Below are 23786 nucleotides of genomic sequence, written 5' to 3'. Positions count from 1 at the left end.
GCCCATCTATGGGCAGTTGTTTGAAAGTTGTTTACGAGTGCCAGCCAAGTGGGGACAACTACATCAAAGTTGGCTGCCAACTTCTTCAAGTTGGTGGACTCTTTGCCTCCTCTCTTCCATGAGACGCCCTGAAGGAGGAACCACCATGCCCGTCCTCGCGCTTCTCTCCACCGTCTTCGTCATCGGCTTCGAACAGGCCGTCCAGTGGCAGTACGGCCCCGCGGGCATCGTCGGCCTGCTCCTGCTGACCGTCGGCATCAAGGCGAAGAGTCCCGCCTGCAGCTCCGCCGGGGCCGTGCTCCTGGCCCTGCTGATGGCCGCCCCCGCGCTGTGACGGATGGTCCCCGGGGACCATCCGGGGACCCGCCCCCGGGAATGCTCATCCCGTGAACCGAAGCTCCGAACTGATGGTCTCCCACAGCGCGTCGAACCAGGTCCGCGACTGCTCCACGAACGTCGCGTCCCGCAGCCCCGCGCCCTGTTCGAAGGCGAACAGCATCGACTGGGTCCCCTCCGCGTCGTACATCTCCAGGTACTCGTGGTCGATCTCCGCTCCCCGGCGCGCCAGCGTGTAGTACGCGAAGAGCGCCTCCGACCCGTTGAGCAGGTACAGCTTCACCGGCGGGGTGAACGGCAGCGCCCGGAAGGTGACGTGGACGTCGATGCCGTGCGAGTGGCGCAGGGCCTGGAGGTTGTGGCGCAGCACCTGCCCCTGGGCGTTGCGCTGGGCCAGCCAGAGGCGCTGCACACGGTCGTCGTCCGGCGCGTCCACCGGCGTCGGGAAGGCGATGTCGATCTTCCGGCTGGGCAGCAGGACACGGACGTCGACCTTGGCCGGTTTCAGCCGCCCCGCGTGGATCTGCCGCAGCACCTCGCCGATGGCGAGGGTCAGCGAGACGGAGGTCAGGCACAGGGCGTCTATCTCGACGTGGGGCCTGGCGAACGCGGCCGTGATCCGGGGCGCCAGCCCCACCATCGTGGACTGCGGCGCGGTCCCGGGGCCGGCCAGGACCGCGCCGGCGTTCGCGGCGACGGTGGCCGGGCTGCCCTTGGACACGTCGGCCAGCAGGTGTTCCGACTGCAGGATGCGCAGCGCCTGCCGCACGGCGCCGCGCTCCACACCGAACTCGTCGGCCAGCTCGGCTTGGGTGGGCATGCGCTGACCGGGCCGCAGCCGGCCCGAGAGGATCCGGCCGCGCAACTCGTCGGCCACCTCGCGGTGTGACCGCTGTGACCGCTGTGACGTGTCCCGTCCGGAGACGGCGGCGTGTTCCGGGTCCACGGCCGAACACTACAACTTCGCGCCATCTTCGGGCAGTTACCGGGATGGTGGTTATGAGCCGCATCCAAGCGGAGATAACTCAGGTTGAGTTGGTCACCAACTTGAGCAACATGGTCAAACTTCCCGGAGGTTGGCCCGGGCTCCCTTCCGGAGGGGAGCCGGGAGCCCGGCCGGCCCCCGGCCGACGCAACCCGCCGACCACGGTCACGGAAGGAGGCACCCGACAGACCCGCACCACCCACACCCGCTACGGACCGGACCTGCTACGGATCAGGACCCGCACCGGAAGCCAGGGAGGACACCGGAGAGGAGCCCCAGCCACCGGCACCACAGAGCACGTCACAGCCCATCACGACACAGCACGACAGCACGGCAGCACGGCAGCACGTCAGAACATGTCCGGGCACCACGGTCGCCGGGACGTACGCAGCAGGGCGTCGGCCGACCGGGCGGCGCCCGCTCGTTCTTCCCGCACCCGTCCGAGCGCCGCGAGCCGCACCGCCGACTCGTCGCCCAGCCACAGCGTGGCCAGCTCGCGCACGTCCAGTATCAGTTCGGCGTCCTGGCCGGTCGGCGCGCACACCGCCCGCCCGTCCGCCCCGGCCTCCAGCCGGAAGCGGCCCCCGGTGAACCCGTCCCCGTCTACGACCTCCAGCACGAGCGTCCCGGCCGCCGCGTACGTACGCGCTTCGAGGGCCCGTACGACATCCAGGATCCGCAGCCACAGCCAGTCCGCCTGAGTGGTGATCCGTGCGGCGCGCGGGTCCGGCAGGAAGAACGGCAGCAGGTCGTCGGGAGCGCGGAAGTCCGTCTTCACGGTGACGACCCAGTCGATCGAGCAGACGTACTGCCACAGGGCGCGTTCCGCCGTCGGGTTCAGCGCGGTCATCCACTTCACCGTCGCCGTGTTCAGCGGCTGCTTGGCGTCGCCCCAGTGGTCGTCCGCCCGGTACGCCATCATGCCCTCGACCTCGCCGGCCGCCGAGCGGTAGACCGCGTGGAACGGCTCGGTCCAGGGCGTGCCGTTCGGGTTCAGTACGCCGGTGCTGACCTGCCACCAGCGCTCGGGCCGGTCGATCGCGCCCGGCTGGGCCCTGCGCAGACGCTCGTGCAGCTCCGGGCCGAGCTTGCGTACGTCCGCCCCGTCCACCAGGTCGATGCGGCCGCCGTCGGCCGGACGCGACCAGCGGGGGTCGAGGCCGGTCCGGGGCACGTCGATCGTCCACTGGGTGGCCCAGGCGGCGGGACCGAAGCCGAAACGGCCGTAGATCGGGTACTCGGCGGCGATCAGCGTGGCGACGACGTCGCCGCGTTCCTTCGCGGCCGTGAGGTCGGCCGCCATCATGCGGCTGAGGAGGCCGCGGCGGCGGTGCGTGGGGAGGACGGTGACGTTCGTGACCGCGTTCGCCGGGACGGCGGCGCCGCCCACCGCGGTGATCTCCTGCGGGAACGACCGGAACGTCGCCACGCAGCGGTCGCCGTCGAAGGCGCCCAGAGTGCGGTCCGGGACGATGTTCGCGCCCCGGTCCCTGAGCTCGCCCTCGGAGGCGGTGGGCGGGCGCAGGAAGCCGGTGTTGCAGGTGACGATCCAGTCGGGGATCTCGGACTCGGTGATCGGGCGTACGGTGATGTCGTCGCGGCCGGGCGTCGTGGTCATGAGACCCACGGTAGGTCGGCGGGGGCGGGGGCGTCGCAGCATTTTTCCCGCCCCGCGCCCTGCCTTCCCCGCCTTGTGGTGCTCCGCCCCTGCCTCCCGGCCCAGGAGGCCGGGGAGGGCCTCAGAACGTCGCGCGGATCTCGCCCACCTCGCGGCCCCCGCCCAGCAGGGGTGCGCTGCCGATGCGGGAGAGGACCGGCGCGTCGACGCCGGACAGGCGCAGCGCCCGGGCGAGCACGGGGCCCAGCGCCCGCGTCGCACCGTCGTCGATCTTGAAGGCCAGCGCCCGGCCGTCCGGCAGGGCGACCGCCTGGACCGCCTCCGCGCCCATCTTGGACAGCGTGCCCGGCACCTCCCGCATCAGCCAGGTGTCCGGCCTGCGGGTGCCCGCGACGTACTCGGGGTGGGCGCGCATCGCGTCGGCGACGCGGCGCTCGGCGGTGCCGGGGGCGGCGAGCACGAAGGAGCGGAAGGCGCGGGCGAGGCCCGTGAGGCCGATGGCCATCAGGGGGGCGCCGCAGCCGTCGGTGCCGACGGCCGCCACCGGCTCCCCTGCGGCCTCCTCCACCACGGTGTGGATCTGCCGCTGGAGCGGGTGCCCGGGGTCGAGGTAGGAGTCGAGCGGCCAGCCCCGCTGGACGCACACCGCGAGCATCGCCGCGTGCTTGCCGGAGCAGTTCATGGTGACCCGGTCGCGGACCGCACCCGAGGCCAGGTACGTCTCGGTCTCCACCGGGTCCAGGGGCAGGTCGGGCGGGCACAGCAGCTGCTCGGCGGTCAGCCCGTGCTCGGCCAGCATCTTCTGGACGAGGTCGCGGTGGAAGACCTCACCGGAGTGGCTCGCGGCGGCAAGGGCGAGGCGCTCCCCCGACAGGTCGAGCCCGGCCCGCAGCACCCCGGCCGCCTGCATCGGCTTGTTGGAGGAGCGCGGGAAGACGGGGGCGTTCACGTCGCCGAGGGCCAGCTCGACGGAGCCGTCGGCAGCCAGCAGCACGAGGCTGCCGCGATGGTGTCCCTCGACGAAGCCGGAGCGGACGACCTCGGCGAGGACGGGGGGTATGCCAGGACCTGCGGGGGCGACGGACATCGGCGGGCCTTCCGGTACGGGGACCCGCACGGCGGCCGGACCGGGCTGTCCCCGGGATCGCGGCCCCCACCGCCAATCCGGAGCGGGTCCGGACACGGCCGTCGCGACCACGGAACCGGGTACTCGCCGGGCGGCTCGGCGTCCGCGCGGACCCGGGGGCTGCCCCGGCTCTGCGCTTCGGCGGTCGCCGCGACCCCCGGGATCACCGGGGCCACCGCGTCACATGAGCAGGTCGTCTACTTGTGCTTCCCCTTCACGGTACCTGCGGGCGATCTCGGCGCTGCAATCGTCGGTCGTGCGCTGCAGCTGCTGCCGTTTGCGGGAGACCTCCTCCTCGTACCGGACGAGGCGGCCCATGCCCGCGCCCAGCTCGTCGTCCGTACGGGCCCGGAGGTCCGACAGCTCGACCTCGGCGAGCATCTCGGCGGCCAGCCGCCGGTACTTCTCGCCGCGTGGCGTGCCCACCGTCACGTGACGGGCCGAGGAACGGTGCCGGGCGGGCGCGTCCCGCAGGATCTCCGAGAGCCGCTCGACGACGGAGGGCGCGCCGTGACTGGCCGTGGCCGCGCGCGGCCCGCCGCGACGGGTCAGCTCGTCCCGCAGGATGTCGATACGTCCCTGAAGCAGCCGCCGTACGTAACTGAGGTCGGCCTCGTCCCGCTGGGTGTCCCGGCGCAGGGCGCGCAGCTCGGGCAGCCGCAGCCGGCCGAGGTCGTGCTCCGTCGGCTCCAAGGGTGAGGGCACCTCCCGCTCGGCGGGTGTCGTCGCAAGCGGGGCCGTGCCGTCGGGACTGCCGGGACAGCCGAGGCCGTCGGGACTGCCGGGGCTGTCGGTGCGCTGCACCGGCGGCCTGACCCGGACCCCTCCCGTCGGCGGGCTCGTACTGGCCAACGACACGGCGCCGGGCGGCTGCCCGATGCTCGGTGTGCTCATGTGTCTCTACCGTCCCCTCGACCGGCGCGGTCCACCCCACGGATGCACCGCAACACACCGCATCGTGCCACCCTCGGTGGTCACTATGTGACCGAGTGCCCCCGATCGGCCCCAGATGGGGGGATAGGGACCTCCGGAAATCACGCGAAGGGACCGCCTGGCATACGCACGAGGACCACATGGCGTATGCGCGGGGGCCGCACGGCACGAGCGCCTAGACCCATGGCATACGCACGCCGGAGGACGTACGTGCGTACAGAGCCCCTCGGCATGGGCCCGGGCGGGCGCGCGGCATGATGGTCGGCATGCGTGCGGTGGTGCAGAGGGTGGACGGGGCCGACGTCGTCGTGGACGGCGAGACGGTGGGCGCGATCGAGGGCGAGGGCCTGTGCGTCCTGGTCGGGGTCACGCACGAGGACACCAGGGAGAAGGCGGCGCGTCTGGCCCGCAAGCTGTGGTCGCTGCGGATGCTGGACGGCGAGCGGTCCTGCTCCGACACCGGCGCGCCCCTGCTGGTCGTCAGCCAGTTCACGCTCTACGGCGACGCCCGCAAGGGCCGCCGCCCCACGTGGAACGCGGCGGCACCCGGCGATGTCGCCGAGCCGCTGGTCGACGAGGTCGTCGCCCAGCTCCGCGCACTGGGCGCGACGGTGGCGACGGGCCGGTTCGGCGCGCGGATGCGGGTCTCGCTGACGAACGACGGCCCGTTCACGGTCCTGCTGGAGATGTGACGGCCCTCGCCGAAACCGCGGCGAGGACCGTTGCCGCGGCGAGGACCGTCCGGCCCGGCATCCGCTCCCGCTCCTGCTCCTGCTCCTGCTCCTGCTCCTGCTCCTGCTCCTGCTCCTGCTCCTGCTCCTGCTCCTGCTCCTACGGTTCGACGACGACTTCCTGGGCCGCGGCCGTCGTGTCGGCCATCAACGGGGCGTCCACGGGCACGTTCCGCTTGACCAGGGCCAGGGCGATCGGGCCCAGCTCGTGGTGGCGTACGGACGTGGTGACGAAGCCGATCTTGCGGCCGTCCGGCCCGTCGGCCGCGAGGCGCAGCTCCGTGCCGTGCGGGGGCAGGTGGACCTCGCTGCCGTCGAGGTGCAGGAAGACCAGCCGGCGCGGCGGCTTCCCCAGGTTGTGGACGCGGGCGACGGTCTCCTGGCCCCGGTAGCAGCCCTTCTGCAGATGGACGGCGGTGCCGATCCAGCCCAGCTCGTGCGGGATGGTGCGGTGGTCGGTCTCGAATCCCAGCCGCGGGCGGTGGTTCTCGACGCGCAGGGCCTCGTACGCGAGCAGTCCGGCGGCGGGGCCGCTCCTCGCGGCGTACGACTCCAGGTCCGTACGGGGGAGGAAGAGGTCGCGTCCGTGCGGTGTCTCGCGGACGACGACACCGTCCGGGACCTCGGCGATGGACCCGGCGGGGAGGTGGACGACCGCGAACTCCTCGGTGCGGTCGGCGACTTCGACGCGGTAGAAGAACTTCATCGACTCCAGGTACGCGATCAGCGCGTCCCGGGTGCCGGGCTCGGTGTGCATCCAGACGGTCGCGCCGTCGTCGACGAGGTACAGGGCGTGCTCGATGTGGCCGTGCGCGGAGAGGATCAGCGCCTCCGTGGCGCGGCCCGCGGGGAGGTCCGAGACGTGCTGGGTGAGCAGCAGGTGCAGCCAGGCCAGCCGGTCGTCGCCGGTGACCGCGACGACGCCCCGGTGGGACAGGTCCACGAAGCCGGTGCCGTCGGCGAGGGCGCGCTGCTCGCGGAACAGGTCTCCGTAGTGGGCGGCGACGCCTTCGTCCACGCCCTCGGCGGAGACGGCACCGGGCAGGGACAGCAGAGGGCTCTTCATATCCACACAGCCTACGACCGAGGGGCAGCCCGATTTATTTCGGCACCGGGCCCGGCGGCCGCTCGCGCGGCGGGCCACCGCTCTCCGGCGCGGTCCTCTGCTTGCCGGCGCAGTCCTCGCAGCGGCCGAAGAGGGCGAAGTGCTTCATGTCGGTGTCGAAGCCGAAGGTCTCGCGGAGCTTGGCGGTGAACTCGGAGGCGACCTCGACATCGGCCTCGATGACGTTCCCGCAGTCGCGGCAGACGAGGTGGATGTGATGGTGCCGGTCCGCCAGGTGGTACGTGGGCGCGCCGTGCCCGAGGTGGGCGTGGCTGACCAGGCCGAGCTCCTCGAGCAGTTCCAGCGTCCGGTAGACGGTGGAGATGTTGACGCCGGACGCCGTCCTGCGCACCTCGACGAGGATGTCGTCCGGGGTCGCGTGCTCCAGGGTGTCCACGGCCTCGAGCACGAGCTGCCGCTGCGGAGTCAGCCGGTAACCGCGCTGCCGCAGATCGCTCTTCCAGTCGGTGCTCACCACGCCGCCCAGTCTAGGGGGAGCGGGCCCGAACGGGTCGGGACCGATCATTCCCGTACGGGGAAGTGACCGGTCCCGGGTGGACGCCCGCGCTCCGCTGAACGCCCGCGCTCTACTTGAAGAAGGCGATCCCGTCGTCCGGCATGTCGTCGGGCAGGGCCTTCGCCCAGCGCTCGACGTCCTCCGGGGTGACGACCTTCTTCAGGTGCGCCGACATGTAGGGGCGCAGCTCGACCTCGGGGGTCTGCTTCTCGCCGACCCACATCAGGTCGCTGTTCACGTAACCGTAGAGCCGCTTGCCGCCGGTGTACGGGCCGGAGGCCGCCGTCCGGGCCACGGCGTCCGTGACCAGGTCGATCTGCGGCTTCTTGTCGGCCAGCTCGCCGTACCAGACCTCGACGACACCGTCGTCGCGGGTCATGACGACCTCGACCTTGCGCCTGCCGTCGATCCGCCAGAATCCGGACTCGGACTCGAGCGGCCTGACCTTGTTCCCGTCCGAGTCGAGCACCCAGGTGTGCGAGTGGTACTCCAGGAAGTCCCGGCCGTCGTGGCTGAAGGTCAGCTCCTGGCCGAAGTTGCACTTCTCGGAGCCGGGGAAGTCGTGGACGCCCGCGCCGGCCCAGTTGCCGAGCAGGAAGGCGAGGGGGACGAGGTCCTTGTGAAGGTCGGACGGGATCTCGATCATGAGGTCGGCGATTCCTTGGTGGGGGTCAGCGCTGGCCCTGGTACAGCTTCTTCACGGCCAGGGCGGTGAAGGCGAGAACGCCGACACAGACCAGGACCAGCAGGGCTTCGAAGAATGCCTCAAGCACGGGGTGCTCCTCGGGTGACGCGGTGATGGGCGGCGGTACGGGGCCGGACCCCACTCTAGTCGGGCGGCCCCCGGCTCTCTCTGCGAGGTGCCCCCGGTGGCGCGGCCGGGGCCGCACGGACGCGGGAGGCCCACGACCGGCGCCCGGGGCGCAGGGGATGTGATCACGATTCGGACTACCATTCGGGCATGGCTAAGAAGCTCGTGATCAAGGTGACGGCGGGGGCCGACGCTCCCGAGCGCTGCTCCCAGGCGTTCACGGTGGCGGCCGTGGCCGTGGCCAGCGGGGTCGAGGTGTCCCTGTGGCTGACCGGCGAGTCCTCGTGGTTCGCGCTGCCGGGGCGGGCCGCCGAGTTCGACCTCCCGCACGCGGCGCCGCTGCCCAGTCTGATCGATTCGATCATGTCCGCGGGGCGCATCACGCTCTGTACGCAGTGCGCGGCCCGCCGCGAGATCACGGAGAACGACGTGATCGAGGGCGTGCGCATCGCGGGCGCCCAGGTCTTCGTCCAGGAGGCGATGGCCGACGGAACGCAGGCCCTCGTCTACTGAGCCCCGAACCGCCGCCGGGCCGTCAGGTGGCCCGGGGCGGGCCGGGTGAGCGCCGCCGCCGTGTCCGCGCCGCTTTCGCGGACGTCCTGCGCCGGTGTCGTCACCGACGGCGTTTGCCGTCCAGTTCGTCCCACCAGTCGTCGGACTTGGGGTCGCCGGAGGGGTCGTCCCACCATCGGTCGTCGGGGCCGCGCCGGTTGGCGACGATCGCCGCGAGGGGCGGGATCACCATCGCCACCACGCACATGCCCACGGCCGCCGGGACCGACCAGATCCGTACGACTCCCCAGGCCAGGACGAACAGGCCGATGCAGACGGCCATCATGGCGAAGTAGACGTGGCGCCGTCGCGCGTACATACGTCCAGCGTAGGACGCACGCGGGCGGCCCGTACGGAGCATGACGCGGAACGAGCCGAGGGGCCGCACCCCGATCCGGTGGCGTCCAACCCCCCGGGGGTGCGGCCCCTCGGCCGTTCCAGTGCCGCCGCTCATGAACCGCGGGCCGTGAGCGGCGGCCGGTGTGTTCTTGTCAGACCGCGATCGCGACCTCCGAGAGGCCGCCCGTCTGGGCGACGACCGTACGGTCGGCCGTACCGCCGGGAACGAGCGCCCGTACGGTCCAGGTGCCCTCGGCCGCGTAGAAGCGGAACTGCCCGGTCGCCGAGGTCGGGACCTCGGCGGTGAACTCGCCGGTCGAGTCCAGCAGCCGCACGTAACCGGTGACGGGCTCGCCGTCGTGGGTCACCTGGCCCTGGATGGTGGTCTCACCGGGCTTGATCGTCGAGGCGTCGGGGCCGCCGGCCTTCGCTCCACACATGGTTCTTCCTTACGGGTCGGGGGTCGGGGTCGGGCGGTCTTACTTCGCGGCGCCGAGCTCGATGGGCACGCCGACGAGGGAGCCGTACTCGGTCCAGGAACCGTCGTAGTTCTTGACGTTCTCCTGGCCCAGCAGCTCGTGCAGCACGAACCAGGTCAGCGCGGAGCGCTCGCCGATGCGGCAGTAGGCGATGGTGTCCTTGTCCAGGTCCACGTTCTCGGCGGTGTAGAGCTCCTTGAGCTCCTCGTCCGACTTGAACGTGCCGTCGTCGTTGGCGTTCTTCGACCACGGGATGTTGCGGGCGGACGGGACGTGGCCCGGACGCTGCGACTGCTCCTGCGGGAGGTGCGCCGGGGCGAGCAGCTTGCCGCTGAACTCGTCGGGCGAACGGACGTCGACCAGGTTCTGCGAGCCGATCGCGGCGACGACGTCGTCACGGAAGGCGCGGATCGCGGTGTTCTGGGCCTTGGCCTTGTACTGGGTCGCGGGCCGGGCGGGAACCTCGGTGACCAGGTCCCGGGAGTCGAGCTCCCACTTCTTGCGGCCGCCGTCGAGGAGCTTCACGTTCTCGTGGCCGTACAGCTTGAAGTACCAGTAGGCGTACGAGGCGAACCAGTTGTTGTTGCCGCCGTAGAGGACCACCAGCGTGTCGTTGGCGATGCCCTTCTCCGAGAGAAGCTTCTCGAAGCCCGCCTGGTCGACGAAGTCACGGCGGACCGGGTCCTGGAGATCCTGGGTCCAGTCGATCCGGATGGCGTTCTTGATGTGGTTCTTCTCGTAGGCGGAGGTGTCCTCGTCGACCTCGACGATGGCTACCTGCGGGTCGTCCAGGTGCTCCTGGACCCAGTCGGCGTCTACCAGGACATCGCTGCGGCTCATGCTTTTTCTCTCCTCCGGGGCAGTTGCGGCGGGGCTGTGCACGGTGTGCTGAGTGCGCGTGCGGAATGCGACGGGTGCGGTGACGCGACGACCACGGCGGCGTACACGCACGGGGTGGCCCTGACGGGGAAGGTCGAAGGGCCGGGGAGACGCGGAAGCAGGGCTCCCGCTCAGAAAGGGCGACAGAGCATGGCGGCGACGCGGCACAGGTCTACTGCCCGCCGCTTCGTGAGGTCCGCCTGACGCTTCATGCCGTCGATCGTAGGGACGGAAAGGCGGACATGTCACCGGCGTGTCGCATGGTGAGACGAGATCGTCCGAGATGTGGGAAAGCGAGGCCGCCGCGCGAGTCCCCGCCCGCCCCGTGGGCCTCCGGAACCGCCGCCGCAACTGCTGTACGGACGGAGCCGTCTCGCCCCTCGGACGACTCCCCAGCGAGGATCCCCGGCCGGGACGCGGAAGAACCCGCGCAACGGGCCCGGAAACGACTGACGGGGCGTGGAACGTCCGGCACGGCCGGACGGGCCGGAACCGTCCTACCCCACCAGCTTGACGTCCGAACCCTTCACCGAGATCTCGACGCCGTTCTTCGCCGCCTCGACCTTGTCCAGCTGGATGCCGCCGGGCAGTTCGTCGATCTTCTGCTGGAAGTCGGTGATGGAACGGACCTTGCCCTCGGCGAGGTCGACGCCCACCTTGGGCAGGGAGTCGGCGTGCACCTGGACGGTGTCGCCCTTCACGGTGACCGAACTGAGCACGGACACGGAACGCGACGCGATGCCGAGCCTGGGCGCCTTCAGCAGCACGGCGACCTTGATCTTGCCGTGTCCGCCGTCGGACAGCCCGGTGACCTGGGCGGTGACTCCGGGAAGGACGTTCGTCGGCTGCGACTTGGCGGCCTTGAGCAGCTCGTCGTACGCGATGGTCGCGGTGCCCGTGGCGCGGTCGGCGGTGGCGGAGCTGTAGTCGCCGGAGAAGGCGACGCCGTGCATCTCGGCGTTCAGGTCGTCGATGCGGATCTTGTCCGTGGCGGCGCCCGTGCCCCCTGTCGACGCCTCGTAGTCCTTGATGCCGATCTCGACGTCGTCGAGCTCGCCGCCGAGGGCCTGGGTCAGGAAGGGGAAGCCGTTGATGGAGACGTCGGGGGTGCTCGACAGCCCCTCGGAGCTCCTGATCCGGTCCGCCGCCTCGTCCTCGGCGAAGCCCACCGCCACCCGGTCGGCGATCACGAACAGACCGCCCAGGATGACGACGACGATCAGGATTATTCGCAGTGCGCGCATGCTCGGTGTTTCCCCCGCCTCGGCCGGTTCCCTCCACGGCCAGGAGCGGCCGCCGAGCGCGAGCCTAACCCTGGTGACCCCCCGGTAAGGGGGCTCACCAGGAGGCTTGTCGACCATCTGTGACGAATGTCCGGGGAATCTGCACGGTCCCGTGCGGGCCCGGGACGGGGCCCGGAGCCCGCGCGGGACGACTAGCCGAGCGCGCGGCCCAGGAGGTAGACGGCGGGGGCCGCGGCGGCGAGCGGGAGGGCCACGCCGGCCGTCATGTGCACGAAGCGCGACGGGTAGTCGTAGCTCGCCACCCGGTGCCCGACCAGCGCGCAGACGCCCGCCCCGAGGCCCAGGAAGGCCCCCTGGGTGCCGAGGTCGGTCATCCCGCCCACCGCGATGCCAGCGCCCGCCGCCGCCAGCAGCGCGACCACCACGGAGGCCGCGGCCGGCAGCGGCAGCGCCCGGGCGACGACCGCCACGGCGACGGCGGCGGCGCCCACCGTCACGGCGTCCGGCTCGGCCGCCAGGTGCCCGGCCGCGACGATCGCCAGCGCCGCCGAGGCGACGGACGCCATCAGGCCGTACATCCGCTCGTCCGGCTCGGCGTGACTGCGCAGCTGGAGGACGAGCGTGAGCAGCACCCATACGCCGAGCGTGCCGAGGATCGCCGTGGGCCCGTTCTCGCGGCCCGCCGCGAGCAGCGCCACATCGGCGGTGAGCGCGCCCAGGAAGGCCAGCGCGATGCCCTGCCGGGCGGGCCACATCCCGTTCAGCCGGAACCAGCCCGCCGCCGTCACGGCCTGCAGGAACACCAGCGGTACGACGAGGGCGTACTGGCCGATGGCGGCGGCACCGGAGAGCAGCAGTCCGAGCACGGCGGTGAGCGCCGCCGGCTGCATACCGGGCTCGATGATCGGCGAGCGCCCCTCGGCACGGGCGCGCTGGGCGTCGGTGATCCGGGGGTTGCCGGTGACGGTCGCCGGGCCGTATCCGGCGTCGGTGCCCTCGGCGGGCGCGGCGGCACCGGGCGCGGCCGCCGGCTGCGCCTGAGGGGTGTACGGGGCCGCCGCGGATGGGGCAGCCGGGACCGCCGCGGGTGCGGGAGCCGGCGCGGGTGCCGTAGGGGTCCACGCGGCCGCCGGCGTCTCCGGCGGGAGGGGACGCCCGGCGGACGCGGAGGCGGAGCCGTGGGCCCCGTACGCCGCGTCCGGCCCGACCGGCGGCAGGTAGGCCGTCTCCTCGGCGGTGACGGGCGCCTGGATCTGCGTCTCCCAGGTCTGCCCCTCCCACTGCTGGGTGTAGGGCCCGTCCTGCTGCGGCTGCGCGTAGAACTGCTGTTGCTGCGGATACGGCTGCTGCTGCGCGTACGGCTGGTCCTGTCCGTACGGCTGCTGCTGCTGCGGATACGGCTGGTCCTGCCCGTACGGCTGATCCTGCCCGTACGGCTGCTGGTGCTGCTGGTCCTGCCCGTACGGCTGCTGGTGCTGCTGGCCCTGCGCGTACTGCTGCTGCGTGTACTGCTGCTGCTCGGCCGGGTCGTAGCCCTGCGGCGCCTGCTGCTGGTACGGGTCGTACCCCTGCGGCTGGTGAGGCTGCTGGGGCTGTTGCTGCCGGTACGGGTCGTAGCCCTCGTGTCCGGGGTCGTGCGGCTGGTTGCTCATGGTCTGCGGTTCACCCTCCTGCGAACGGCGGGAGCACCTCGACCGTGCCGCCCTCGGCCAGCCGTACCGTCTCATGCGCGCGCGTGCCCACGGGGTCGCCGTCGACGAGGAACGAGCATCGTCGCAGGACCCCGACGAGCTCGCCGGGGTGCCGCTCGCGGGCGGTCGCCAGCGCCTCGGCGAGCGTGACCGCGTCGTACGGCTCCTCGGCGACGCCCGCCGCGGCCTTGGCGGCGGCCCAGTACCGCACCGTGCCCTTTGCCATCTGGTTCCTCGATCGAAGGGGTCGGAAGGGGTCGGAAGTGTTCGGAGAGGTCCACACGAGTGTGCAGGTGTGCCGGAAGCATGCGAAAGCGTGTTCAGCAGACGCTCACGAACACCGTCAGGCTAGCCCGCGGCCGCCGCCGCCCACGCGCCGATGCGGTGCAGCAGCTCGTCGGCCGCCGCGTTCTCCGCGTGGCCCATCCCGTGTTCGAGCCAGAGCTCGGCATGCCCCTCGGAGGCCTCGGCCAGCATCCGGGGGTGGTCGACCGGGAAGTAGCCGTCGCGGTCGCCGTGCACGATCAGCAGCGGCGTCGGCGCGATCAGCGGGACCGACTCGACGGGCGAGCGGGGCACGGGGTCCCAGTCGCGGTGGTGGATCCGGGTGCGCAGGGCATAGCGGCCGACGAGGCGGCCCGTGGGCCGCATGACCAGCCAGTGCAGCCGCCGCATGGGCGCCGTGCCCCGGTAGTACCAGCGGGCGGGCGCGCTCACCGAGACCACGGCGTCCGCGTGCGCCCGCTCCCCCGCCGACGGTCCGGCCGGAGCGGAGACCTCCTCCGCCGCCGAGCACGCCCCCGTACGCGCCTCTGTGCGCCCCTCGTGCTTCCGCGCCCCCTCACGCACCGGTCCGCCCTCCGCACGCGCCCTGTACAACGCTGCGTGCCGCAGGACGACCGACCCGCCCATCGAGTAGCCGACGGTGACGACGCGGGTGTGTCCGAGTTCACGCGCCCAGGCCACCGCGGCAGCCAGATCGAGGACCTCGCGGTCGCCGACGGTGGACCGGCCGCCGGAGGCCCCGTGGCCGCGGAAAGAGAAGGTGACCACGGCCGCGTACTGCGCGAGGACGGCCGCCGCACGCCGTACGTGCGGCCGCTCCAGGTCGCCGGTGAAGCCGTGCGCGACGACGATAGCCAGGTCTCCGGAAGCACCCGTTCCGTGGTCGTACGCGGCGTCGACGGCGACCCCGTCGGCCGTCCGCAGAAGCCTCCGCGCGGCGGTACGACGGACTGTCTCACCTGGTGGACGACGCGTGGAACGGGTCACTTGACCTGCCGGACCTGAACTCATGTGGGCTATTCTGCTGGGCAGAGGACTCGGGCAACGCAGCCCCCGGGTCCTTTTGTGCTTTCCGAAGCGCTGGACACGACGCGGGAAACCGCGGGTGTACGGGGCCTCACGAACACAAGCCGTACGAAGCAGTTCCGCAGACTCCCCCGCCGCCCCCAGGGGCGTGGGAGGTGCCCCCAGCGCAGGGACCGAGGAGGAACCAGACGTCATGGGCGAGCGAACCGTGCACGGACGTATGCAGACCGAGGCAGGGGGAGCGCGATGAGTTCCCTGCTGCTCCTGACCAACGCCCTCCAGCCGTCGACGGAGGTGCTCCCCGCGCTCGGTCTGCTCCTGCACAACGTACGAGTGGCGCCCGCGGAGGGCCCCGCCCTGGTCGACACCCCCGGCGCCGACGTGATCCTCGTCGACGGGCGCCGTGACCTCCCGCAGGTGCGCAGCCTCTGCCAGCTGCTGCGTTCCACCGGACCCGGCTGTCCGCTGGTCCTCGTCGTCACCGAGGGCGGCCTCGCGGCCGTCACCGCGGACTGGGGCATCGACGACGTACTGCTGGACACCGCGGGCCCGGCCGAGGTCGAGGCACGGCTGCGGCTGGCCATGGGCCGGCAGCAGATCGGGGGCGACGACCTCCCGATGGAGATCCGCAACGGCGACCTCTCGGTCGACGAGGCGACGTACAGCGCCAAGCTCAAGGGCCGGATCCTCGACCTCACCTTCAAGGAGTTCGAGCTCCTGAAGTACCTCGCGCAGCACCCTGGCCGCGTCTTCACCCGCGCCCAGCTGCTCCAGGAGGTCTGGGGCTACGACTACTTCGGCGGCACCCGCACGGTCGACGTCCACGTACGGCGGCTGCGCGCGAAGCTCGGCCCCGAGCACGAGTCGCTGATCGGAACGGTCCGCAACGTCGGGTACCGCTTCGTCACCCCGGAGAAGGCGGACCGGACGGCGGACGGCGAGAAGGCGAAGGCGGCCCGCCCGAAACCGGACAGCACGGGCAAGCCGTCCCGCGGCGCGGCCCCGGCGGGCCCCGGTGACGCCGCCGCGGCCTCCCCCCGGATCGGCCCCGACGTGCAGGAAGCCGCCGCACGGCCTGCCCAGAGGTAGGTCCATCCGCGTAGACTCCGCGCGTGGCCAAGGTGACTAGGGACGATGTAGCGCGATTGGCGGGTACGTCCACCGCCGTTGTCAGCTATGTCATCAACAACGGACCCCGGCCGGTCGCCCCGGCCACGCGCGAGCGCGTTCTCGCCGCGATCAAGGAGCTGGGGTACCGGCCCGACCGGGTCGCGCAGGCCATGGCCTCGCGGCGGACCGAACTCATAGGCCTGATCGTGCCCGACGCGCGCCAGCCGTTCTTCGGTGAGATGGCGCACGCGGTCGAACAGGCCGCCGCCGAGCGCGGAAAAATGGTTCTCGTCGGGAACTCCGACTACATCGCCGAGCGCGAGGTCCACTACCTGCGGGCCTTCCTCGGTATGCGGGTCTCCGGGCTGATCCTGGTCAGCCACGCCCTCAACGACCACGCCGCCGCCGAGATCGACGCGTGGGACGCCCGGGTCGTCCTGCTGCACGAGCGGCCCGAGGCGCTCGACGACGTGGCGGTCGTCACCGACGACGTCGGCGGCGCCCAGCTCGCCACCCGCCACCTCCTCGAACACGGCAACGCCTATGTCGCCTGCCTCGGCGGCACCGCGGAGACCCCCGCCGTCGGTGACCCCGTCTCCGACCACGTGGAGGGCTGGCGGCGCGCGATGCAGGAGGCCGGGCTGCCCACCGAGGGCCGGCTCTTCGAAGCGCCGTACAACCGCTACGACGCGTACCAGGTCGCCCTTCAGCTGCTGGCCGGCCCTGACAGGCCCCCGGCCATCTTCTGCTCCACCGACGACCAGGCGATCGGCGTCCTGCGGGCCGCCCGCGAGCTGCGCATCGACGTCCCCGGGGATCTGGCCGTGGCCGGCTTCGACGACGTGAAGGAGGCGGGGCTGACGGACCCGCCGCTGACCACGATCGCCTCCGACCGCTCGGCGATGGCCCGCGCCGCCGTCGACCTGGTCCTCGACGACGGGCTGCGGGTCGCCGGATCCCGGCGCGAGCGGCTGAAGCAGTTCCCGTCGCGGCTCGTCGTGCGCCACTCCTGCGGCTGCGGCTGACGGCTCCCTCCCGGGTGCCCGAGCGGGCACCCCGGCCCCGGGCACCTCCGCGCCACGGCACCCCGCACCTCCGCGCCTCGGCCCTTATATCGGGCATACGAGGTTCTGCCGGGCTTCTCAGCCGGGACTCAGGGAGCTCTCATGATCCGGGGAGAGGCTCTGTTCCATGACCGAGAGCTTCCGCCACGACGGCGAGTACCCCCAGGATGACCAGCAGGGCAACCAGGGTGATCACCCGGGCAACCAGCAGCAGTCGGCATACCCCGCGCGGCCGGCATACGCCGGGCAGCCGGCCGATGCCCCGGCTGCCCCCGGTGCCCCGGCTGCCCCCACTGCCCCGCGGCAGCACATCCCCTCCCCCGTGAACCCCGAGTGGCCGCCCCCGCCGCCCGCGTACCGGCCGGCCGTCCCGGACGCCGCCTTCGACGCGTTCGGTGCGGGTGCGGGCGGCCCCGGCGCTCCCGGTACCGTCACCATCCCCCTGGCCGCCTCTCCCGTTCCCCCCGCTCCCCTGGTTCCCCCCGCTCCCCGCAAGCGCGCCAAGGGGCCGATGGCCCTGCTGGCCGCCGTGGCGATCGCGGCCGCGGCGGTGGGCGGCGGCACGGCGTACGCCTTCCAGGAGCTGACCGGCCACGACACCGCGTCGAGCAGCACCAGCACGAACGTCGTCGCCACCAGCCAGAAGGGCACCGTCGCCGGCGTCGCCGCGGCGGTCAGCCCGAGCATCGTCGAGATCGGCGCCTCCTCCAACGCGGGCCGGTCCACCGGGTCCGGCGTGATCATCACGAGCGGCGGCGAGATCGTCACCAACAACCACGTCGTCTCCGGCGCCTCCTCGATCAAGGTGACGACGAGCAACGGCAAGTCCTACACCGCCGAGGTGGTCGGCACCGACAGCAAGAAGGACCTCGCGCTGATCAGGCTGAAGGACGCGCCGTCCGGCCTGAAGACCGCGACGCTCGGCGACTCCGGCAACGTCAAGGTCGGCGACCAGGTCGTCGCGATCGGCTCCCCCGAGGGGCTGACCGGCACCGTCACCAGCGGAATCGTCTCCGCGCTCGACCGCGACGTCACCGTCTCCACCGACGAGAGCCAGGGGCAGCAGCAGGGCGGCGGCAGCGGCCAGTGGCCGTTCGAGTACGGCGGTCAGGAGTTCAACGGGGACACCGGCTCGTCCACGACCACGTACAAGGCCCTCCAGACGGACGCCTCGCTGAACCCGGGCAACTCCGGCGGTGCGCTCATCGACATGAACGGCAACATCATCGGCATCAACTCCGCGATGTACTCGGCCGCGTCGGACTCCTCGGGCGGCTCGTCCGGCGCGGGCAGCGTGGGCCTCGGCTTCGCCATCCCTGTCAACACGGTCAAGGCCGACCTCGGCACCCTGCGCGCCGGCGGCTCCGGCAGCTGAGCCCCCGGCGGCCGCCGGCCGAGGCCCGCACCGCCCGGCGGCGCCCCGGCCTGCCCCTGACGGAAACGTGCGAGGCTGAAAACGTCCGGCCACCGTCCGGCCCGTCACGTCCCCGTCCCGTCCCAGCGCACCCGAGGAACCAGCGATGAGCCCCGCCGAAGGCGACCGTGAACCGCAGCGCATCCTGATCGTCGACGACGAGCCCGCCGTACGCGAGGCGCTCCGGCGCAGCCTCGCGTTCGAGGGGTACGGCACCGAGGTCGCCGTGGACGGCGCGGACGCCCTGGAGAAGGCCACCGCCTACGAACCCGACCTGGTCGTCCTCGACATCCAGATGCCCCGGATGGACGGCCTGACCGCCGCCCGCCGGATGCGCGGCGCGGGCACCACCACGCCCATCCTGATGCTCACCGCCCGCGACACGGTCGGCGACCGGGTCACCGGCCTCGACGCGGGCGCCGACGACTACCTGGTCAAGCCGTTCGAGCTGGACGAGCTGTTCGCCCGCATCCGCGCCCTGCTGCGGCGCAGCTCCTACGCGGCGAACGCGGTCGGCGCGCAGGAGGACGACGCGCTGACCTTCGCCGACCTGCGGATGGACCTCGCCACGCGCGAGGTCACCCGGGGCGCGCGGTCCGTCGAGCTGACCCGCACCGAGTTCACGCTCCTGGAGATGTTCCTCGCCCACCCGCGTCAGGTGCTCACCCGTGAGCAGATCCTGAAGGCGGTCTGGGGCTTCGACTTCGAACCGTCGTCCAACTCCCTCGACGTGTACGTCATGTATCTGCGCCGCAAGACCGAGGCGGGCGGCGAGCCGCGCCTCGTCCACACGGTGCGGGGAGTGGGGTACGTCCTGCGGTCCGGCGGCGCCGAGTGAACAGGGTCCTGCGCCGCTTCCGCTCCCTGCCCATCCGCTCCCGGCTGGCCCTGCTGGTCGCGGCGGCGGTCGCGTTCGGGGTGGCGGCGGTTTCGGTGACGTGCTGGATCATCGTCCAGGGCAAGCTGTACGCGGAGATCGACGAGAACCTGCACGCGACGAACACGTCCCTGCGGCAGATCGACGTCAGCAGCGTCCTGAACGACTGCAGCCAGTCGCCGTCCGCCGACGACCGGCGCGGCCCGCAGCAGAACACCGTCTACAGCCAGCTGGTCAAGGCCGACGGCACGGCCTGCGTCTTTCCGCTCTCCGCGGGCACGGTCAAGGTCTCCGGCGTCGACAGGGCCGTCGCACGGGACCCGCGGCCCGGCGTCGAGAGGTACCGGGACGGCGTCGACAGCGACGGCAGCCCGGTCCGGGTGATGACCGTGCCGGTGATCGTCGAGAACGGCCCCGGCAGCCGGGGGCTGGTGAACGACACGGCCCTGGTCGTCGCCGTGCCCGTCAAGGACACCGAGGGCACCCTCAACGAGCTGGCCCTGCTGCTCCTCCTGGTCTCCGGCATCGGCGTGGTCGGTGCCGGGGCCGCCGGTCTCGCCGTGGCCCGCGCGGGCCTGCGCCCCGTCGACAAGCTCACCGAGGCCGTCGAACACGTGGCCAGGACCGAGGACCTGAGCATCCGCATCCCGGTGGAGCAGGACAGCGAGGACGAGATCGCCCGCCTGTCGCACTCGTTCAACTCGATGACGTCGTCGCTCGCCTCCTCCCGCGAACTCCAGCAGCAACTCATCGCGGACGCCGGCCACGAACTCCGCACGCCCCTCACCTCCCTGCGCACCAACATCGAACTCCTCACGCGCAGCGAGGAGACGGGCCGGCCCCTCCCCCCGGCCGACCGGAAGGCGCTGCTCGACTCGGTGAAGGCGCAGATGACGGAACTGGCCGCGCTCATCGGCGATCTGCAGACCCTGTCGCGTACGGATTCCGGCCAGCACGCGGACCGTTTCACGGTGATCGCGCTGCACGACACCGTCGAGGCGGCGCTGCGCCGGGCGCGGCTGCGCGGGCCCGAGCTGACCATCACGGCGGACGTGCGGCCCTGGTACGTACGGGCGGAGCCGGCCGCGCTCGAGAGGGCCGTCGTCAACATCCTGGACAACGCGGTGAAGTTCAGCCCCGAGGCGGGCACCATCGAGGTCCGCCTGTCCGAGGGCGTCCTCACGGTCCGCGACCACGGCCCGGGCATCCCGGCCGACGAACTCCCGCACGTCTTCGACCGGTTCTGGCGCTCCCCGTCCGCCCGCGCCCTGCCCGGCTCGGGGCTCGGCCTGTCCATCGTCGCCCGCACCGTGCAGCAGGCGGGCGGCGAGGTGGCCCTGGCACCCGCCGAGGGGGGCGGCACGGCGGCGACGATCCGCCTGCCGGGCGCGAGCACACCGCCACCCGAACTGCCGTGACCAGCGGCACCAACTGACACTGGCCCAAACCGCGTTGCCCGCGCGCACGCCCGTTTGGTACCAATGATCGTATTGTCATGTGGGAAGTGCCACGGTTCTGTCCCAGCGGGAACCCGGTGGGGCCGGGTGTACGTGAGTGACAAGTGAAGAAACGTATCCGTCAGAAGCGTTACGGGGGTAAGCATGACGGCTTGGGACATTGACCCCACGGGCGTGCAGGCCACGCTCACGATGGTCGGTGAGGCGGGCGGGCGGCTGGAGAAGGCCGCCAACTCCCTGGTGTCGGACCTGGCCAGCGCGGCGTCGTCGGCGGGGACGGCCGTGCCGGGCTACCACGGGCCCATGATCGGTCCCGTCGTCCCCGGGACGCCCCGCAACCCGGTGGGCCCTGTGGCCTCCGCGCTCAGCCAGTGGATGACGGAGCGCCAGACGAAGCTGGCCTTCATGGCCAAGCGCACCGCCAACTCCGTTGAGGGCACGGTCAAGGCGACGAACGCCTACAACCAGGGCAACCTGGAGATGGCCGCGAACGCGCAGCGTGAGGCGCTCAAGGAGCCCAAGATCGACATGCCGGGCAAGAAGACGGGCGCCGGGGGCGGCAAGTGAGCGAGACGGCACTCGACCCCGAGCAGATACCGCAGTTCACCGGCAACCTGGAACAACTGGAGAAGGACGTCTCCGCGCTCAGCACGGACGGGTCCTCACTCTGGTCGGCCGGCTCCGACATCGACACGACCTTCCAGGGCCTGTCCTCGTACTACAAGGCACCCGAGGCGGAGAAACTGTTCGCCACCACGGGGAAGGTGGCCACGGAGGGCGACGCGCTCTGCACCGAACTGGGCACGATTTCCTCGGCGCTGGGCGCCTACCTCAACGAGATCCGCCCGCTGGTCAAGCGGCTTGACGACCTGCGGGAAGAGGCGCGCGCCTTCCGGGCGAACGTCGCCAGCCACGACGACTGGCGCGAGGACCCCGACAACTGCGACGAGAACAACAACCGCTGGGCCGAGGTCAACAAGACGTGGACGGCGTTCCAGGCGGCCGAGAGCACCTGCTACGCGAAGATCGTCGCCCTGTACGGCGGCGACCCGTTGATCCTGAACGACGGCACCAACAAAGAGAACATGTACGGCTACCGGGCCGAGGACCTCGAACACGCCGAGGGCCTGCCCTGGGGCGACCCGGTCACGGAGTCCACGCGGTGGTACCAGATCCATGAGCACCTGTGGGACTTCACCAAGGGCTTCTTCGTCGACGGTGTCTGGGGCACGATCAAGGGCCTGGGCACCCTGGTCGGCTTCGACGGATGGAGCGCGGCGGGCCAGGCCTGGACCGGCCTGGGCAAGCTGCTGACCGGCATCGTCATCACCGCCGTACCCGTGGTCAGCACGGCGTACTGGCTGGCGCCGGACGACAAACTCCCCTCCTGGCTGCGCGACTCACGCACCGCCGTCGTCGAGACCGGCAAGGCGCTGATCGCCTACGACGAGTGGGGCAAGAACCCTTCCCGGGCGGCCGGCGCGGTCACCTTCAACGTCCTCACCACGATCTTCACCGGCGGTTCCGGCACCGCCGCGAAAACCGGCGCGATCGCCAAGGCCATCTCCTTCGCGGGCAAGGCCGGCAGGATCGTCGACCCGATGACCTACATCGCCAAGGGCATCGGCGCGGGCGCCGTCAAGATCAGCGACGTGATGGCGAGCCTGCGCAACGTCACCAACGGCACCTACGTCCGCCTCGTCGACGACACCTTCAAGATCAGCGCCGACCAGCCCCTCAAACTCGACGACCTCCCCGAAGGCCTCACCCCCGAGAACACCGTCCGCATGGAGACCGAGGGCGGCAAGGTCGTCTACCTCGACACCAAGACCCTGCTCCTCCACAACGCCGACGGCACGGTGCGCCAGTCGCTGGCCGACATGGCCCACGAGGGCACGGCGGCGGAACGCGGAGCCACCGCGTCGCACGAGACGCCGGCCGGCCGCGAGGTCCCGGCCCAGGGTGGGCGCCAACTCGCCGGGGTGGGCGCGCACGTCGGCGACACCGCGGGAGCGGTGGGCCGCGGCGGCGACGACCTCGCGGGTGCGGGCGGCAGGGGCGGCAGTGGTGGTTCGGGCGGTCACGGCGGCTCGGGTGGTTCAGGTGGCCTGGGCGGGCTGGACGACCTGGGGCACGCGGGCGACGACGGCCTCGGCGACGTGGGGAACGCGGGCGACGACGCCGTCCCGCCCGGCGGCCACCCGGACAACGGCGGCGGTGCGGCCGACAACGGGCAGGACACACCGCGCGAGCGGACGCCCGAAGAGCAGAAGAAGATCATCGACGACCAGATCGCCAAGGCGAACGACCCGGACAAGTCCTGGTTCGACAAGTACTACCGCTCGGACGGCCACCGCAGGCACGTCAACGTGACCGACAGCCACGGCAACGAGGTACCGAGGCTCGACGAGAACGGCCACGAACTTCCCCTCCTTGCCAAGGACGAGCACGGCAACTGGATCGCCAAGGACTCACTGCCGCCGAAGCCGTCCGGGACGAGTACGCTCGATCCGGGCAAGTTCGATCGTAAGTCCCTGTTGGGCAAGCACGTCGACCAGATCGACCCCCTTGACAAAGCATCGAAGAATCGCCACCTGTCAAAGCAACTTACCGCTGCTGAGAGAGCATTCGCGGATGACCCCTCTGCCGCGAACAAGAGCGCCCTTGAAGCGGCCCAGAGGGCCTATGACAAGCAGCTGCCAGGGCAGCCGAACAACAGCTCCATAGCTGAGGCGCTAGGTGAGGAGGCCGCCCGGCGCCACGTCATACCGCAGCGCTTCCCGGACGCCCAGTGGGTCGACCTACCGAAGACACCCAACGGGGCAAATATGTTCGACCAGCTGTACAAGCGAGACGACGGCAGCCTCCTTATCGTCGAGGCGAAGGCTCCCAAGGCCAGCCTCATCTGGCGCAAGGGTGCCGGGGCCGCTCAAGGCTGGATGGTCAAGCAAGGCAGCCGCGACTACATCGTGACCATCATTGAGATGATGGAGTCGAAGGGAGGGCTCGTGGCCCGGGACGGGGCCGGGAATCCGATCTTGGACAGCACGGGGAAGCCGGTGACAAACAGTGACCTCGCGGAACAACTGGCCGACGCGCTGGAAAACGAGAAGTTGCAGTACGTCATGGTAAAGGCCAAGGAGAACACGGGCCTTTACGCCGGCGCGACACTGGAACACTTCAAGCTCTACTAAAAGGAGAGAATGC

25 protein-coding genes are annotated in these 23786 nt (G+C 71.5%); 10 read left to right on the top strand and 15 right to left on the bottom strand.

Going from position 1 to position 23786, the window contains the following annotated elements; genetic code table 11:
- Nucleotides 1-145: 145 nt before the first annotated feature.
- Nucleotides 146-334 carry a hypothetical protein gene (locus ACFY93_RS31830; protein ID WP_391365378.1) on the top strand — a complete coding sequence of 63 codons (189 nt, stop codon included), beginning with the start codon at nucleotides 146-148 and terminating at the stop codon, nucleotides 332-334.
- 45 nt (nucleotides 335-379) lie between these two features.
- On the opposite strand, the gene ACFY93_RS31825 is transcribed toward ACFY93_RS31830, so the two are convergent.
- The 4 genes from ACFY93_RS31825 to ACFY93_RS31810 all read right to left on the bottom strand — a co-directional run bounded on the left by ACFY93_RS31825 (nucleotide 380) and on the right by ACFY93_RS31810 (nucleotide 4959).
- On the bottom strand, nucleotides 380-1282 hold the full coding sequence (locus tag ACFY93_RS31825; protein ID WP_391365377.1) for a GntR family transcriptional regulator: 903 nt from the start codon (nucleotides 1280-1282) through the stop codon (nucleotides 380-382).
- 388 nt (nucleotides 1283-1670) lie between these two features.
- Entirely contained in the window at nucleotides 1671-2939 is a 1269-nt protein-coding gene (locus ACFY93_RS31820; protein WP_391365376.1) for a GNAT family N-acetyltransferase, read from the bottom strand.
- Nucleotides 2940-3060: 121 nt separating this feature from the next.
- Nucleotides 3061-4026 carry an asparaginase gene (locus ACFY93_RS31815; protein WP_391365375.1) on the bottom strand — a complete coding sequence of 322 codons (966 nt, stop codon included), beginning with the start codon at nucleotides 4024-4026 and terminating at the stop codon, nucleotides 3061-3063.
- A gap of 219 nt (nucleotides 4027-4245) precedes the next feature.
- Nucleotides 4246-4959: a hypothetical protein gene (locus tag ACFY93_RS31810; protein ID WP_391365374.1), complete on the bottom strand. Its 714-nt coding sequence runs from the start codon at nucleotides 4957-4959 to the stop codon at nucleotides 4246-4248.
- A 305-nt stretch (nucleotides 4960-5264) separates the two neighbouring features.
- On the opposite strand from ACFY93_RS31810, the gene dtd reads away from it, so the two are divergent.
- On the top strand, nucleotides 5265-5690 hold the full coding sequence (gene dtd / locus ACFY93_RS31805; protein ID WP_391365373.1) for a D-aminoacyl-tRNA deacylase: 426 nt from the start codon (nucleotides 5265-5267) through the stop codon (nucleotides 5688-5690).
- 139 nt (nucleotides 5691-5829) lie between these two features.
- Here the strand turns inward: dtd and ACFY93_RS31800 are convergent, their stop codons facing one another.
- The 3 genes from ACFY93_RS31800 to ACFY93_RS31790 all read right to left on the bottom strand — a co-directional run bounded on the left by ACFY93_RS31800 (nucleotide 5830) and on the right by ACFY93_RS31790 (nucleotide 7997).
- Complete coding sequence (locus ACFY93_RS31800; RefSeq protein ID WP_391365372.1) at nucleotides 5830-6795, bottom strand: YgfZ/GcvT domain-containing protein; 966 nt, start codon at nucleotides 6793-6795, stop codon at nucleotides 5830-5832.
- Between the two features lie 34 nt (nucleotides 6796-6829).
- Complete coding sequence (locus ACFY93_RS31795) at nucleotides 6830-7312, bottom strand: transcriptional repressor (RefSeq protein ID WP_391365371.1); 483 nt, start codon at nucleotides 7310-7312, stop codon at nucleotides 6830-6832.
- Nucleotides 7313-7421: 109 nt separating this feature from the next.
- Nucleotides 7422-7997, bottom strand: coding sequence for a heme-binding beta-barrel domain-containing protein (locus tag ACFY93_RS31790; protein ID WP_391365370.1), 576 nt, complete (start codon nucleotides 7995-7997; stop codon nucleotides 7422-7424).
- Nucleotides 7998-8312: 315 nt separating this feature from the next.
- Between ACFY93_RS31790 and ACFY93_RS31785 the strand changes: the two genes are divergently transcribed.
- Nucleotides 8313-8675, top strand: coding sequence for a DsrE family protein (locus ACFY93_RS31785; protein WP_391365369.1), 363 nt, complete (start codon nucleotides 8313-8315; stop codon nucleotides 8673-8675).
- 100 nt (nucleotides 8676-8775) lie between these two features.
- Here the strand turns inward: ACFY93_RS31785 and ACFY93_RS31780 are convergent, their stop codons facing one another.
- The 8 genes from ACFY93_RS31780 to ACFY93_RS31745 all read right to left on the bottom strand — a co-directional run bounded on the left by ACFY93_RS31780 (nucleotide 8776) and on the right by ACFY93_RS31745 (nucleotide 14642).
- Nucleotides 8776-9033 carry a DUF3099 domain-containing protein gene (locus tag ACFY93_RS31780; RefSeq protein ID WP_391365368.1) on the bottom strand — a complete coding sequence of 86 codons (258 nt, stop codon included), beginning with the start codon at nucleotides 9031-9033 and terminating at the stop codon, nucleotides 8776-8778.
- A gap of 172 nt (nucleotides 9034-9205) precedes the next feature.
- Entirely contained in the window at nucleotides 9206-9493 is a 288-nt protein-coding gene (locus ACFY93_RS31775) for a DUF1416 domain-containing protein (protein WP_391365367.1), read from the bottom strand.
- Nucleotides 9494-9532: 39 nt separating this feature from the next.
- Nucleotides 9533-10372 (bottom strand): rhodanese-like domain-containing protein, encoded by an 840-nt coding sequence (locus ACFY93_RS31770; protein ID WP_391365366.1) that lies wholly within the window; start codon nucleotides 10370-10372, stop codon nucleotides 9533-9535.
- 170 nt (nucleotides 10373-10542) lie between these two features.
- Nucleotides 10543-10623, bottom strand: a complete 81-nt coding sequence (locus ACFY93_RS31765; RefSeq protein ID WP_350751515.1) for an Ms5788A family Cys-rich leader peptide — start codon at nucleotides 10621-10623, stop codon at nucleotides 10543-10545.
- Nucleotides 10624-10908: 285 nt separating this feature from the next.
- On the bottom strand, nucleotides 10909-11655 hold the full coding sequence (locus tag ACFY93_RS31760) for an LmeA family phospholipid-binding protein (protein WP_391365365.1): 747 nt from the start codon (nucleotides 11653-11655) through the stop codon (nucleotides 10909-10911).
- 191 nt (nucleotides 11656-11846) lie between these two features.
- On the bottom strand, nucleotides 11847-13307 hold the full coding sequence (locus tag ACFY93_RS31755; RefSeq protein WP_391365364.1) for a hypothetical protein: 1461 nt from the start codon (nucleotides 13305-13307) through the stop codon (nucleotides 11847-11849).
- A 10-nt stretch (nucleotides 13308-13317) separates the two neighbouring features.
- On the bottom strand, nucleotides 13318-13572 hold the full coding sequence (locus ACFY93_RS31750; protein WP_391365362.1) for a MoaD/ThiS family protein: 255 nt from the start codon (nucleotides 13570-13572) through the stop codon (nucleotides 13318-13320).
- Between the two features lie 122 nt (nucleotides 13573-13694).
- On the bottom strand, nucleotides 13695-14642 hold the full coding sequence (locus ACFY93_RS31745) for an alpha/beta fold hydrolase (protein WP_391365361.1): 948 nt from the start codon (nucleotides 14640-14642) through the stop codon (nucleotides 13695-13697).
- Nucleotides 14643-14903: 261 nt separating this feature from the next.
- On the opposite strand from ACFY93_RS31745, the gene ACFY93_RS31740 reads away from it, so the two are divergent.
- The 7 genes from ACFY93_RS31740 (at nucleotide 14904) to ACFY93_RS31710 (ending at nucleotide 23773) form a co-directional block, all read left to right on the top strand.
- The gene (locus ACFY93_RS31740) at nucleotides 14904-15746 is read left to right on the top strand and encodes a winged helix-turn-helix domain-containing protein (protein WP_391365360.1); all 843 of its coding nucleotides are present in this window, start codon (nucleotides 14904-14906) and stop codon (nucleotides 15744-15746) included.
- A 23-nt stretch (nucleotides 15747-15769) separates the two neighbouring features.
- Nucleotides 15770-16792: a substrate-binding domain-containing protein gene (locus ACFY93_RS31735; RefSeq protein ID WP_391365359.1), complete on the top strand. Its 1023-nt coding sequence runs from the start codon at nucleotides 15770-15772 to the stop codon at nucleotides 16790-16792.
- 166 nt (nucleotides 16793-16958) lie between these two features.
- A complete protein-coding gene (locus ACFY93_RS31730; RefSeq protein WP_391365358.1) occupies nucleotides 16959-18206 on the top strand; it encodes a trypsin-like peptidase domain-containing protein in 1248 nt (415 codons plus the stop codon).
- Nucleotides 18207-18351: 145 nt separating this feature from the next.
- Nucleotides 18352-19083 carry a response regulator gene (locus ACFY93_RS31725; RefSeq protein ID WP_391365357.1) on the top strand — a complete coding sequence of 244 codons (732 nt, stop codon included), beginning with the start codon at nucleotides 18352-18354 and terminating at the stop codon, nucleotides 19081-19083.
- Nucleotides 19080-20540 carry an ATP-binding protein gene (locus tag ACFY93_RS31720; RefSeq protein ID WP_391365356.1) on the top strand — a complete coding sequence of 487 codons (1461 nt, stop codon included), beginning with the start codon at nucleotides 19080-19082 and terminating at the stop codon, nucleotides 20538-20540. The genes ACFY93_RS31725 and ACFY93_RS31720 overlap by 4 nt, the downstream gene beginning before the upstream one ends.
- Nucleotides 20541-20723: 183 nt before the next feature.
- Complete coding sequence (locus tag ACFY93_RS31715; protein WP_391365355.1) at nucleotides 20724-21146, top strand: DUF6507 family protein; 423 nt, start codon at nucleotides 20724-20726, stop codon at nucleotides 21144-21146.
- Entirely contained in the window at nucleotides 21143-23773 is a 2631-nt protein-coding gene (locus ACFY93_RS31710; RefSeq protein WP_391365353.1) for a hypothetical protein, read from the top strand. The genes ACFY93_RS31715 and ACFY93_RS31710 overlap by 4 nt, the downstream gene beginning before the upstream one ends.
- The last annotated feature ends 13 nt before the right edge of the window (nucleotides 23774-23786 follow it).

Source organism: Streptomyces sp. NPDC008313 (genome assembly GCF_042956125.1).
Classification (GTDB): domain Bacteria; phylum Actinomycetota; class Actinomycetes; order Streptomycetales; family Streptomycetaceae; genus Streptomyces.
This window is presented reverse-complemented; position numbering and strand designations above follow the sequence as displayed.

What these genes read in the sequence shown, in the direction of transcription:
- ACFY93_RS31830 (WP_391365378.1), top strand. Translation starts at nt 146, where the DNA reads ATGCCCGTCCTCGCGCTTCTCTCCACCGTCTTCGTCATCGGCTTCGAA.
- ACFY93_RS31820 (WP_391365376.1), bottom strand. Translation starts at nt 2,939, where the DNA reads ATGACCACGACGCCCGGCCGCGACGACATCACCGTACGCCCGATCACC.
- ACFY93_RS31815 (WP_391365375.1), bottom strand. Translation starts at nt 4,026, where the DNA reads ATGTCCGTCGCCCCCGCAGGTCCTGGCATACCCCCCGTCCTCGCCGAG.
- ACFY93_RS31810 (WP_391365374.1), bottom strand. Translation starts at nt 4,959, where the DNA reads ATGAGCACACCGAGCATCGGGCAGCCGCCCGGCGCCGTGTCGTTGGCC.
- dtd (WP_391365373.1), top strand. Translation starts at nt 5,265, where the DNA reads ATGCGTGCGGTGGTGCAGAGGGTGGACGGGGCCGACGTCGTCGTGGAC.
- ACFY93_RS31800 (WP_391365372.1), bottom strand. Translation starts at nt 6,795, where the DNA reads ATGAAGAGCCCTCTGCTGTCCCTGCCCGGTGCCGTCTCCGCCGAGGGC.
- ACFY93_RS31790 (WP_391365370.1), bottom strand. Translation starts at nt 7,997, where the DNA reads ATGATCGAGATCCCGTCCGACCTTCACAAGGACCTCGTCCCCCTCGCC.
- ACFY93_RS31785 (WP_391365369.1), top strand. Translation starts at nt 8,313, where the DNA reads ATGGCTAAGAAGCTCGTGATCAAGGTGACGGCGGGGGCCGACGCTCCC.
- ACFY93_RS31780 (WP_391365368.1), bottom strand. Translation starts at nt 9,033, where the DNA reads ATGTACGCGCGACGGCGCCACGTCTACTTCGCCATGATGGCCGTCTGC.
- ACFY93_RS31775 (WP_391365367.1), bottom strand. Translation starts at nt 9,493, where the DNA reads ATGTGTGGAGCGAAGGCCGGCGGCCCCGACGCCTCGACGATCAAGCCC.
- ACFY93_RS31770 (WP_391365366.1), bottom strand. Translation starts at nt 10,372, where the DNA reads ATGAGCCGCAGCGATGTCCTGGTAGACGCCGACTGGGTCCAGGAGCAC.
- ACFY93_RS31765 (WP_350751515.1), bottom strand. Translation starts at nt 10,623, where the DNA reads ATGAAGCGTCAGGCGGACCTCACGAAGCGGCGGGCAGTAGACCTGTGC.
- ACFY93_RS31760 (WP_391365365.1), bottom strand. Translation starts at nt 11,655, where the DNA reads ATGCGCGCACTGCGAATAATCCTGATCGTCGTCGTCATCCTGGGCGGT.
- ACFY93_RS31755 (WP_391365364.1), bottom strand. Translation starts at nt 13,307, where the DNA reads ATGAGCAACCAGCCGCACGACCCCGGACACGAGGGCTACGACCCGTAC.
- ACFY93_RS31750 (WP_391365362.1), bottom strand. Translation starts at nt 13,572, where the DNA reads ATGGCAAAGGGCACGGTGCGGTACTGGGCCGCCGCCAAGGCCGCGGCG.
- ACFY93_RS31745 (WP_391365361.1), bottom strand. Translation starts at nt 14,642, where the DNA reads ATGAGTTCAGGTCCGGCAGGTCAAGTGACCCGTTCCACGCGTCGTCCA.
- ACFY93_RS31740 (WP_391365360.1), top strand. Translation starts at nt 14,904, where the DNA reads ATGAGTTCCCTGCTGCTCCTGACCAACGCCCTCCAGCCGTCGACGGAG.
- ACFY93_RS31730 (WP_391365358.1), top strand. Translation starts at nt 16,959, where the DNA reads ATGACCGAGAGCTTCCGCCACGACGGCGAGTACCCCCAGGATGACCAG.
- ACFY93_RS31725 (WP_391365357.1), top strand. Translation starts at nt 18,352, where the DNA reads ATGAGCCCCGCCGAAGGCGACCGTGAACCGCAGCGCATCCTGATCGTC.
- ACFY93_RS31715 (WP_391365355.1), top strand. Translation starts at nt 20,724, where the DNA reads ATGACGGCTTGGGACATTGACCCCACGGGCGTGCAGGCCACGCTCACG.